Raw genomic sequence first — 1,825 nt, forward strand, 5'->3', positions numbered from 1 at the left:
CTGACCGACGCGTTTTGCGGATTCAAAGCCTATCGCAGCGAAGCGCTGCGGCATTTTTCCATCACCGATACCGGCTACGCAATGCCGCTTCAACTGTGGGTCCAGGCAGCCGAAGCCGGATTGCGGATCGCCGAGATGGCGGTGCCGTTGATCTATCTGGATCTGGAGCGATCGTTCGGCGGTGCGCTCGACCACGCAGAAACACGGTTGAAACATTACAATCAGGTGATCGACGACGAGATCGCGCGGCTGTGTGCCAGCGGTCGTCATGTCACCCACGCGGCCAGCGGAGATTTGGTCTGCGTACACGAGGCCGGTTGAACGTGGAATCCGATTCGAATTTCGAGGCGTTCCACGCGCCGCGTGGTCACTGCGATAGCTTGATCCATCCGCCGATCGATGGTGCTGCGGCGATGATGGTCGAGAACCAGTCGCGGGCTGCGGCGTACCCGGTTGAGATCTCTTCGCTGCGCCGATCGGCGCGCGAACAATTGTTGCGTGATGCCCGCCGCTACACCTCGGCGTATCGCGACATCGATTTCGCCGGCTCTGCCGAACAAACGATCGTGATGGCCGGTCACCAGCCGACACTGTTCCATCCCGGCGTCTGGTTCAAGAACTTCGCGCTCGATCGGGTCGGCAAAACCTCCGGCTCCGTCGCCGTCAATTTGGTCGTCGATAGCGACGTCGCGGGCCCGAGCAGTGTGCGAGTTCCGTACCTCTACGGCGACGCGGGCACGGTCGGATTCAAAGCCATCGCGTTCGACCGTCGCGGCGGCGGCGTTCCCTATGAACAATCGCTGGTCGAGGATCGCGAGCTGTTTGACGTGTTTGATCACAACGTGGCCGAGACGGTCGCCGGGATCGTCGAGAACCCGCTGATCCCAACGCTGTGGCAGCATTCTCGCGACGCGATCAACCGCTGCGGCTACGCCGGGTGCGCGCTGGCCCAAGGACGCCATCGGTTGGAAGCCGATCTGGGATTGCAGACCCTGGAGATTCCCCAAAGCGTCGTTTGTCGCGGCGATGCGTTTGCCTCGTTTGCGATGCAGATCCTCAGCGACTTGCCCCGCTTCCACGAGTGTTACAACGCAGCGACGGAGTTTTATCGGGCCGCCCATGGCATTCGCAGCAAGGCTCACCCGGTGCCCAATTTGGGACGCGACGGTGAATGGCTGGAAGCCCCGTTTTGGGTCTACGGCAACCAATCGCCGAAACGACGTAGCGTCTGGGTGCGAATTTCCTCCGCCGGCTCGGTGATGGAGATCAGCGACCGGGACAAGCGACATCGAAAAATCGACGCCTCCAATCAGTCTGCAGCGGCGGACGCGTTTCTGGCCCTGGCGAGTCCCGAATTTAAGATTCGTAGCCGGGCGTTGATCACGACGATGTATGCACGCTTGGTGCTCAGCGATCTGTTCCTGCACGGCATCGGCGGCGGCAAGTACGATCAGCTCGGTGACTTGATCAGTCGAGCGTTCTGGAACGTGGATCCGCCGCGTTTTATGGTGATGTCATCGACGGTGCTGCTGCCGGGACATCAGCGCTTTCCCAGCGCGGAAGTCGACGCGGAGATCCGCAAGCGGAATCGGCAGCTCCGCGATTTAGACTTCCAACCGGAACGTTACGCCGGGAGCGGCGAGATCGATCCGCAATGGATCGCCGCCAAACGGGAACTGCTGGCCGTGATCCCCGCCAAGGGACGGCGGCGGAATTGGCACGAGCAGATCACGGCGCTGAATCAGAAGATGGCGTCGCGGCTCGACCCGTTGCGAAAGACACTGGAAGCGGAAAAGGCCGAGCTGCAACAACGCCGACGCGAGGC

Annotated in this window: 1 protein-coding gene and 1 pseudogene; both read left to right on the plus strand. The window is 61.6% G+C overall.

What is annotated here, in order from left to right:
- Window positions 1-321: pseudogene (locus ABX749_RS31555) on the plus strand (glycosyltransferase family 2 protein); the annotation flags it as partial.
- A partial coding sequence (locus ABX749_RS31560) for a hypothetical protein (RefSeq protein WP_372899531.1) occupies window positions 318-1,825 on the plus strand: 1,508 nt, incomplete at its 3' end. The pseudogene ABX749_RS31555 and the gene ABX749_RS31560, both read left to right, overlap by 4 nt.

The organism is Stieleria sp. (assembly GCF_041595215.1).
Lineage (GTDB): Bacteria > Planctomycetota > Planctomycetia > Pirellulales > Pirellulaceae > Stieleria > Stieleria magnilauensis.